Origin of the sequence: Bradyrhizobium sp. STM 3809 (assembly GCF_000239795.1) — a bacterium.
Lineage (GTDB): Bacteria > Pseudomonadota > Alphaproteobacteria > Rhizobiales > Xanthobacteraceae > Bradyrhizobium.
Map to the genome: position 1 here is coordinate 1 of NZ_CAFJ01000120.1, position 8989 is coordinate 8989.

General features: G+C 66.7%; 7 protein-coding genes and 1 pseudogene. 7 read left to right on the plus strand and 1 reads right to left on the minus strand.

What is annotated here, in order from left to right:
* From BRAS3809_RS06070 to glyS, 5 genes and pseudogenes are all read left to right on the plus strand, one after another.
* Positions 1-265: pseudogene (locus BRAS3809_RS06070) on the plus strand (S49 family peptidase); the annotation flags it as partial.
* A gap of 121 nt (positions 266-386) precedes the next feature.
* Positions 387-578 carry a hypothetical protein gene (locus tag BRAS3809_RS06075; RefSeq protein WP_008961214.1) on the plus strand — a complete coding sequence of 64 codons (192 nt, stop codon included), beginning with the start codon at positions 387-389 and terminating at the stop codon, positions 576-578.
* Positions 579-703: 125 nt separating this feature from the next.
* Positions 704-1636: a glycine--tRNA ligase subunit alpha gene (locus BRAS3809_RS06080; protein ID WP_035655483.1), complete on the plus strand. Its 933-nt coding sequence runs from the start codon at positions 704-706 to the stop codon at positions 1634-1636.
* Positions 1633-1878, plus strand: coding sequence for a CDGSH iron-sulfur domain-containing protein (locus tag BRAS3809_RS06085; RefSeq protein ID WP_008961216.1), 246 nt, complete (start codon positions 1633-1635; stop codon positions 1876-1878). The genes BRAS3809_RS06080 and BRAS3809_RS06085 overlap by 4 nt, the downstream gene beginning before the upstream one ends.
* A 123-nt stretch (positions 1879-2001) precedes the next feature.
* Positions 2002-4320 (plus strand): glycine--tRNA ligase subunit beta, encoded by a 2319-nt coding sequence (gene glyS, locus BRAS3809_RS06090; RefSeq protein WP_008961217.1) that lies wholly within the window; start codon positions 2002-2004, stop codon positions 4318-4320.
* A gap of 540 nt (positions 4321-4860) precedes the next feature.
* On the opposite strand, the gene BRAS3809_RS06095 is transcribed toward glyS, so the two are convergent.
* Positions 4861-5205 (minus strand): DUF1236 domain-containing protein, encoded by a 345-nt coding sequence (locus BRAS3809_RS06095; protein ID WP_008961218.1) that lies wholly within the window; start codon positions 5203-5205, stop codon positions 4861-4863.
* Positions 5206-5449: 244 nt separating this feature from the next.
* On the opposite strand from BRAS3809_RS06095, the gene BRAS3809_RS34675 reads away from it, so the two are divergent.
* Together BRAS3809_RS34675 and ppdK are read left to right on the plus strand one after the other, a co-directional pair.
* Entirely contained in the window at positions 5450-5605 is a 156-nt protein-coding gene (locus BRAS3809_RS34675; protein ID WP_006613564.1) for a DUF3096 domain-containing protein, read from the plus strand.
* Between the two features lie 112 nt (positions 5606-5717).
* A complete protein-coding gene (gene ppdK / locus BRAS3809_RS06100; RefSeq protein WP_008961220.1) occupies positions 5718-8696 on the plus strand; it encodes a pyruvate, phosphate dikinase in 2979 nt (992 codons plus the stop codon).
* Positions 8697-8989 lie beyond the last annotated feature (293 nt).

Here is an 8989-nt window from a genome sequence, read left to right on the forward strand (position 1 = left end):
TTGGGCCGGCGAGACCGCCGTGACGCTGGGCCTTGCGGACGCGATCGGCGACCTCCGCGCGGTGCTGCGCGCCCGCTTCGGCGACAAGGTCGCGATGCCCGTGGTCGCGCCGTCAGGCGGCCTGCTGTCGGGCCTGCTCGGCCGCAAGTCCGCGGGCGCGGGCAGCCTGGCCGCGGCAGGCGTGGGCCTCGGCTGGTCGGGGCTCGCCGAGGAGTTCATCTCTGCCGCCGAAACCCGGGCCATCTGGGCCCGGTTCGGCTTCTGACGCCCAAAGGCCGACGCCCGAGGCCGCGCCATTTTGCCCCCTGCAGTCCGGATTGCAGGGGGAACCGGGATCGGCGACAATGCGACCCGGGGTGGCTTTCCTCATGAACAAGGATCGATCGATGCCGCCGTTCGTCGCTTTCGCGGGTATGCTGGGCGGGCTTGCCGCGGTTCGCTGGGCCTACAAGACCGCTCAGAAGATCAACTGTGAGCTCGAGGAGATGCGTCTGGCGCGCGCCGCCGAGGCCGCGCAGACGGCAGAGATCAAGACCTTGCGCCGCGACCCCGTCACGGGCGCCTACCGGCCCGGCTGACCGCCCGCTGCGATCGAAACGGCGGCCTTCGCCGCCGTTTTCTCCGGCCCATCGCCTTGATTCCTGAAGTCCTCGCCGATACGGTCCGCGCGCTTTTCAGACCCCGCGAAAGACCGATGCCGACGATGGACGAGCTGCCTCCGCACATGCGCCCCGAACGTTCGTTCCAGGGCTTGATCCTGGCCCTGCAACGCTTCTGGGCCGAGCAGGGCTGCGTGATCCTGCAGCCCTACGACATGGAGATGGGTGCCGGCACCTTCCATCCCGCGACGACCTTGCGCGCGCTCGGGCCGAAGCCGTGGAATGCGGCCTACGTGCAGCCGTCGCGCCGGCCGAAGGACGGCCGCTACGGCGAGAATCCGAACCGGATGCAGCACTACTATCAGTTCCAGGTGATCATGAAGCCGTCGCCGCCGAACCTTCAGGAGCTGTACCTGAAGTCGCTCGGCGCGATCGGCATCGACGCCGCCGTGCACGACATCCGCTTCGTCGAGGACGATTGGGAGAGCCCGACCTTGGGCGCCTGGGGCCTCGGCTGGGAGTGCTGGTGCGACGGCATGGAGGTGTCGCAGTTCACCTATTTCCAGCAGGTCGCTGGCTTCGAATGCGCCCCGGTCGCGGGCGAGCTCACCTACGGCCTCGAGCGGCTGGCGATGTACGTGCAGGGCGTCGACCGCGTCTACGACCTCAACTTCAACGGCCGCGACGGCGATGCCAAGGTCACCTATGGCGACGTCTTCCTGCAGGCCGAGCAGGAATATTCGCGGCACAATTTCGAGCATGCCGACACCGCGATGCTGTTCGAGCAGTTCAAGATGGCCGAGGGCGCCTGCCGCAAATATCTCGATGCCGGCTGGCGTGAGGGCAATCGAAGAGAGCACCTGATGGCGCTGCCGGCCTACGACCAGTGCATCAAGGCCAGCCACGTCTTCAACCTGCTCGATGCGCGCGGCGTCATCTCGGTCACCGAGCGGCAGAGCTACATTTTGCGCGTGCGCGAATTGGCCAAGGCCTGCGGCGAGGCCTGGCTGCATACCGAAGCCGGAGGGGCATCATGAGCGAACCAGCGATCGGCGGCCGGACGCCGCTTCCCATCGAGGTCGAGGCGGGCAAGGACTATTGGTGGTGCACCTGCGGGAAATCCGCCAAGCAGCCGTTCTGCGACGGCAGCCATGCGGGCTCCTCCTTCGCGCCGATGCAATACACGGCCCCCGAAACCAAGAAGGCGTTCTTCTGCACCTGCAAGCGCACCGCCAATGCGCCGCTGTGCGACGGAGCGCATTCGAAGCTGCCGGCGTGACGGTCGCCGCGGATCTCCAGGAGATCCCGGCGCGGGTCACCTGACGGTTCTCACGAGTGACGGCGAGCCGTCTCGCCGCACTCCATCCTGTTTGCGCCTCACGTCGCGCCAAGAGCGGTTGCAATGCCCGATCTCCTTCTCGAACTGTTCTCCGAAGAAATCCCCGCGCGCATGCAGGCCAAGGCGGCTGATGATCTGCGCCGCATGGTCACCGACAAGCTCGTTGCCGAGGGCCTGGTCTATGAGGGCGCCAAGGCGTTCGCGACGCCGCGCCGGCTGGCGCTGACGGTGCACGGCATCCCGGCGCGGCAGGCCGACCTCAAGGAGGAGCGCAAGGGCCCGCGCGTCGGCGGCCCCGATGCGGCGATCCAGGGCTTTCTGAAGGCCACGGGTCTCGCCTCGCTCGACGAGGCGACGATCCAGCGCGATCCGAAGAAGGGCGATTTCTACGTCGCGCTGATCGAGAAGCCCGGCCGCGCCACGCTCGACGTGCTCGCCGAGATGCTGCCGGTGATCGTGCGCACCTTCCCGTGGCCGAAGTCGATGCGCTGGGGCAAGCGCTCGGACAAGCCGGGCGCGCTGAACTGGGTGCGGCCGCTGCACGCGATCACCGCGACCTTTGGCCTCGAGACCGAGGAGCCCGACGTCGTCAGCTTTGCGGTCGACGGCATCGAGGCCGGGCAGACCACCTATGGCCACCGCTTCCTGGCGCCATCGGCGTTCAGCGTGCGCCGCTTCGAGGATTACGAGGCCAAGCTGCTCGACGCCAAGGTCGTGCTCGATCCGCAGCGCCGCAAGGACACCATCGTCACCGACGCCAAGCAACTGGCGTTCGCGCAGGGCTACGAGCTGGTCGAGGATCCCGTCCTGCTCGACGAGGTCGCGGGCCTCGTCGAATGGCCGGTCGTGCTGATGGGCTCGTTCGATCCGGAGTACCTGAAGGTCCCGGGCGAGGTGATCCGCGCCACCATCCGCAACAACCAGAAATGCTTCGTGGTCCGCGACCCCAAGACCGGCGGGCTGGCGCCAAAGTTCATCCTGACCGCCAACATCGAGGCGACCGACGGCGGCAAGACCATCATCGCCGGCAACGAGCGCGTCATCCGCGCCCGGCTGTCGGACGCGAAGTTCTTCTACGAGACGGACCTCAAGACGAAGCTCGAGGACCGGCTGCCGAAGTTCGAGCAGATCGTGTTTCACGAGAAGCTCGGCACCCAGGCTGCGCGTATTGCTCGGATCGAGAAGCTCGCCGCCGAGATCGCGCCGCTGGTCGGCGCCGATCCCGCAAAGACCGCGCGCGCGGCGAAGCTTGCGAAAGCCGACCTGCTGACCGAGGTGGTCGGCGAGTTTCCGGAAGTGCAGGGCCTGATGGGCAAGTACTACGCGCTCGCCCAGGGCGAGGACGCCTCGGTCGCCGCGGCGTGCGAGGAGCACTACAAGCCGCAAGGGCCCGGTGATCGCGTGCCGACCGACAAGGTCGCGGTGGCCGTCGCGCTGGCCGACAAACTCGATACGCTGGTTGGCTTTTGGGCGATCGACGAGAAGCCGACGGGCTCGAAGGATCCGTACGCGCTGAGGCGTGCGGCGCTGGGCGTGATCCGAATCATCTTGGAGAATGATCTCCGCCTTCATCTCGCTAATATCTGCGGGCCCGCGTTCTTCGATCTGGCGACGGCAATTCGCGCGCGCGAGGTCGGGAATGAAGTGGAGCAGGCGGAAAGTGGTGAAAAGCCTGGGTTCACTCGTTTTGTTGTGAGAGTGGATGCGCAAACGTTCGGCACGCGCAGCGTGCCAGCGAAGGTTGTCGATCTCATCTCGTTCTTCGCCGACCGCCTTAAAGTTCAGCTTCGTGAGCAAGGCGCGCGGCACGATCTTGTCGACGCCGTGTTCGCGACATCACCCTCCCCCTGGTGGAGGTCGGATGCGGCAAGAAGTGGTGCAGGCAAACTTGATCTCATTGAAGCAGCCGGCAGCCAGGAGGCCCTCGATCGTGAGCCGCCTCCGGAAGAGGAGATGAAGGATGATCTCCTGATGGTCGTGCGCCGCGTCGACGCGCTCGGAAAGTTCCTCGACAGCGACGACGGCAAGAACCTGCTCGCCGGCACCAAGCGCGCCTCCAACATCCTCGCCATCGAGGAGAAGAAGGACAAGCGCAAGTTCGAGGGCGCGCCGGATGCCGCGCTCTACAGGCTCGACGAGGAGAAGGCGCTGGCCAAGGCCATCGGCGATGTCGGCTCGGAAGCCGGCGCGGCCGTCGCCAAGGAGGACTTCGCCGCGGCGATGCGCGCGATGGCCAAGCTCCGTCCGGCCGTCGATGCGTTCTTCGACAAGGTCAAGGTCAACGACGACGACGCGGCGATCCGTGAGAACCGGCTGAAGCTCTTGAACGAGATCCGCAGCGCCACCCGCGCGGTGGCGGATTTCTCGAAGATCGAGGGCTGAGCACGCTGCGTAGGGTGGGCAAAGCAGCCGCCGCCAGGCGGCAGCGTGCCCACCGCCGCGCGGCTCGCTCCGCCGCGAGCCGGTGGGCACGGCGCCATTGCGATCGCGCAAGTGGAGGGGGCAGGGGCGCGCCTTTGCCCACCCTACAGGCCGGAGCGCATCGCTGACGCTCGCAATGGCGCCAGTCGCTAACTCTGCTGTCATGCCCGCGCAGGCGGGCATCCATTACGCCGGGGCCTTTCGGTGGACTCACGTCCGTCTCGGAGTACTGGATCGCCCGGTCAAGCCGGGCGACGACAGTTGTGGTGAGGCGGCCAAGCCTGCCACACGCGTCATTGCGAGGCGCTCTTGCGCCGAAGCAATCCAGGGGCCGTGCAGGCAGACTGTCCGTGTCGCCCCTGGATCGCTTCGCGGCGCTCGCGATGACGACCTAAGCTAACGACCTCTCAAAAAGTAAGCCCCGCCCGGCGGGGGGAACCGGGCAGGGCCTTTACATCTGGCCGCTTGCGGGGGCGTTGGCGACCAAATGCAGCTCGTTAACTACTCAACCACCTGAATGATCCGCCGCGATCGCGGTTCGACCAGAACAGTTTCGCCGTTCACCACCGTGTAGCGATAAGGTGTCGCACCGAAGCGCTGCGGAACGTCGTAATATGTAACACCCGACTCGGGCAGGACGGTCCCCACAACGACGCGATCGGGGATCACATAGTTGGGAACACGCTCGCGCACGACATATTCGCGGAATTCGGGACGGCGCTCCACCGTGATCACGGGCTCGTCCTCGACCAAGACGCCGCGCCCCACGGTGTAGGACTGCGCCTGCGCCGCCGCGGGGATCACGAGGGCGGCCACCAGGGCGGCAAGGGTGAGTTGGGTTCGCATGAGCGGGACTCCTTGCTGTTGATCCGCTTGACTGAGCGACCGGCACGCGTGCCGGCACCTGCCTCCCAATGCCGGCTTCGGGTCATCGTTCCCCGGGGAACCAGGGGCATTTTCGCGACAGGTCCTGCTACGGGGAACCGGAACCCGCGCCGCGCGTCTCCTATTCCGCCACGATCAGCCGGGATAAGGTCCGGCGGAATCGAATCGCCTGCCACGTCTCTTTCAATCCATTCAGAGTTGGCCGATGCATCTGACCGTTGCCCACATCTCGCCGATCATGTCCGTGATCGCGGGCGTCCTCATCCTGATCATGCCGCGGCTGTTGAACTTCATCGTCGCGATCTTCCTGATCCTGAACGGCCTGATCGGCATGGGCCTTCTGAAGTGGCTACATTTCTGATTTCCTCGCGCCGTCTCCTCCCAAGGTCGGGAACCTCTGTGCTTGCGCCGCAGCGCCCAAAATGGTGTAAGGCGCGCGATTTCTCCTCCCCATTTGCGGATCGAACCATCTCATGGCCAAAGCGGTAGCGAAGTCTAAGAAAGTCGCAGCGAAATCAAAGCCTTCCAAGACGGGCAAGGCCAAGGCCGCTGCGCTCGCCCCGCCGCGCAAGGCGCTGAAGACGGCACCGAAGCCGGCCGCCAAGGCGCCCGCCAAGTCTCCCGCCAAGTCTGCTGCGAACAAGGCGGCTGCGAAGTCGGCGCCGAAAGCGCCGGTGAAAACCGCTCCGAAGAAGCCCGCCAAGGCGGCCGTCAAGCCGGCGGCGAAGGCCGCCGCGAAGCCCGCTGCCAAGAGCGCGACGACCGCGATCAAGCCGAACAAGTGGGTCTATACCTTCGGCGACGGCAAGGCCGAGGGCAAGGCGGGCCTGCGCGATCTGCTCGGCGGCAAGGGCGCCAACCTCGCCGAGATGGCCAATCTCGGCCTGCCGGTGCCTCCGGGCTTCACGATCCCGACCTCGGTCTGCACCTACTTCTACGCCAACGACAAGACCTATCCGAAGGAGCTGCAGTCGCAGGTCGACAAGGCGCTCGACTACATCGGCAAGCTCACCGGCAAGAAGTTCGGCGATCCGGAAAACCCGCTGCTGGTGTCGGTGCGCTCCGGCGCCCGCGCCTCGATGCCGGGCATGATGGACACCGTGCTCAACCTCGGCCTCAACGACCAGACGGTCGAGGCGCTGGCCACGCTGTCCGGCGACCGCCGCTTCGCGTTCGACAGCTATCGCCGCTTCATCACGATGTATTCGGATGTCGTGCTCGGCTTCGAGCACCATCATTTCGAGGACATCCTCGACAGCTTCAAGGACACCCAGGGCTATCAGCTCGACACCGATCTCTCGTCGGAAGATTGGGAGATGCTGGTCGGCAAGTACAAGGACGCCGTCGCCGCCGAGACCGGCAAGGACTTCCCGCAGGACCCGCACGATCAGCTGTGGGGCGCGATCGGCGCGGTGTTCTCATCCTGGATGAACGCCCGCGCGGTGACCTATCGCAAGCTGCACGACATTCCGGAGTCCTGGGGCACCGCCGTCAACGTCCAGGCCATGGTGTTCGGCAACATGGGTGACACCTCGGCGACCGGCGTCGCCTTCACCCGCAATCCCTCGACCGGCGAGAGCAAGCTGTACGGCGAGTTCCTGATCAATGCGCAGGGCGAGGACGTCGTCGCCGGCATCCGCACGCCGCAGGACATCACCGAGGACGCGCGCATCGAGTCCGGCTCCGACAAGGCGTCGATGGAAGTCGCGATGCCCGACGCGTTCAAGGAGCTGACGCGGATCTACACGCTGCTCGAGAAGCACTACCGCGACATGCAGGACATGGAGTTCACGGTCGAGCGCGGCAAGCTGTGGATGCTGCAGACCCGTAGCGGCAAGCGCACCGCCAAGGCGGCGCTGCGCATCGCCGTCGAGCTCGCCCATGAGGGCCTGATCTCGCAGAACGACGCCGTGCTGCGCGTCGATCCGGCCTCGCTCGATCAGCTCCTGCATCCGACCATCGATCCCGCCGCCAAGCGCGATGTCGTCGCCACCGGCCTGCCGGCCTCGCCCGGCGCTGCCTCGGGCGAGATCGTGTTCTCGTCGGACGAGGCCACCAAGCTGCAGGCCGACGGCCGCAAGGTCATCCTGGTGCGCATCGAGACCTCGCCGGAGGACATCCACGGCATGCACGCCGCGGAAGGCATCCTCACCACCCGCGGCGGCATGACCTCGCATGCGGCTGTCGTCGCGCGCGGCATGGGCAAGCCCTGCGTCTCCGGCTGCGGCACCATCCGCGTCGACTACGGCCGCGGCACGATGAGCGTCGGCGGCCGCACCTTCAAGACCGGCGACGTCATCACCATCGACGGCTCCGTCGGTCAGGTGCTGGCCGGCCGCATGCCGATGATCGAGCCGGAGCTGTCCGGCGAGTTCGGCACCCTGATGGGCTGGGCGGACGCCGTGCGCGAGACCGGCGTGCGCGTCAATGCCGACACGCCGGAGGACGCGCGCACCGCGATCAAGTTCGGCGCCGAGGGCATCGGCCTGTGCCGCACCGAGCACATGTTCTTCGAGGAGACCCGCATCCGCACGGTGCGCGAGATGATCCTCTCCGAGGAAGAGCAGGAGCGCCGCGCCGCGCTGGCGAAGCTCTTGCCGATGCAGCGCGCCGACTTCGTCGAGCTGTTCGAGATCATGAAGGGCCTGCCGGTCACGATCCGTCTGCTCGATCCGCCGCTGCACGAGTTCCTGCCGCACACCCAGGCCGAGGTCGAGGAGGTCGCGCGCGCGATGAACACCGATCCGCGCCGGCTCGCCGATCGCGCCCGCGAGCTCTCCGAGTTCAACCCGATGCTCGGCTTCCGCGGCTGCCGTCTCGCCATCGCCTATCCGGAGATCGCCGAGATGCAGGCGCGCGCGATTTTCGAGGCCGCGGTCGAGGCCGAGAAGCGCACCGGCGAGGCCGTCGGCCTCGAGGTGATGGTGCCGCTGATCGCCACCAGGGCCGAGTTCGATCTGGTCAAGGCGCGCATCGACGCGATGGCGCAGGCCGTGATCCGCGAGACCGGCGCGAAGCTCGAATACCAGGTCGGCACCATGATCGAGCTGCCGCGCGCCGCGCTGATGGCCGGCCAGATCGCCGAGGCCGCCGAGTTCTTCTCGTTCGGCACCAACGATCTGACGCAGACCACCTACGGCATCAGCCGCGACGACGCCGGCAGCTTCCTCGGCGCCTATGTCGCCAAGGGCATCCTCGAGATCGATCCATTCATCTCGATCGACCGCGACGGCGTCGGCGAGCTGGTCAAGATCGGCGTCGAGCGCGGCCGCGCCACGCGTGCCAACCTCAAGGTCGGCATCTGCGGCGAGCATGGCGGCGATCCCGCGTCGGTGGCATTCTGCCACAAGATCGGCATGAACTACGTCTCGTGCTCGCCCTACCGCGTGCCGATCGCCCGCCTTGCCGCCGCGCAATCCGCACTCGGCAAGGAGATCGCCAGCCAGGCGTGATGCTGTGGTGATCGACGTGACTTGACGAAGGCCGGCACATGGTGCCGGCCTTTTTCGTTGCACTTGTGCCATCGGCCGCGCGACGAGCTCGGTGCACCTCTCCCCGCCCTTTGCGGGGAGAGGTCGGATTGCGCAGCAATCCGGGTGAGGGGCATGGCACAAGCTCGGCTAGGCAACAGGTCCATCGGACGGGCAGTGCGCATCCGCGCGGTTGCAATATGCGCTGGCGAACATCTCGTCTTGCAGAAGGGCCGCTTTGCTTCGTTGCAGCCAAGCGGCACCTCCCGCGCCGC